We start from the raw sequence: 350 nt of genomic DNA on the forward strand, positions 1-350 counted from the left end.
TCCAACGCTTCGATCACCGGCTCCGAAGAACAAAGCATGCGCACCAACAGCGTGGCGGCGGCGATCAACGAGCTGGGCGCCGCCACCCAGGAGATCGCCCGCAACGCGGCCGACGCCTCGCAGCATGCCAGCGGTGCCAGCGAGCAGGCCCATGGCGGCCGCGAAGTGGTCGAGGAAGCGATCAGTGCCATGACCGCCCTGTCGCAGCGCATCAGCGAGTCCTGCGCGCAGATCGAAACGCTCAATGCCAGCACTGATGAGATCGGCAAGATCCTCGATGTGATCAAGGGCATCTCGCAGCAGACCAACTTGCTGGCGCTCAACGCTGCCATCGAGGCAGCCCGTGCCGG

General features: G+C 65.4%; 1 protein-coding gene. It reads left to right on the top strand.

The features are described from left to right. A partial coding sequence (locus SB772_RS39525) for a methyl-accepting chemotaxis protein (protein ID WP_410838455.1) occupies positions 1-350 on the top strand: 350 nt, incomplete at both ends.

The organism is Paraburkholderia sp. SIMBA_030 (assembly GCF_046535245.1).
GTDB lineage: Bacteria > Pseudomonadota > Gammaproteobacteria > Burkholderiales > Burkholderiaceae > Paraburkholderia.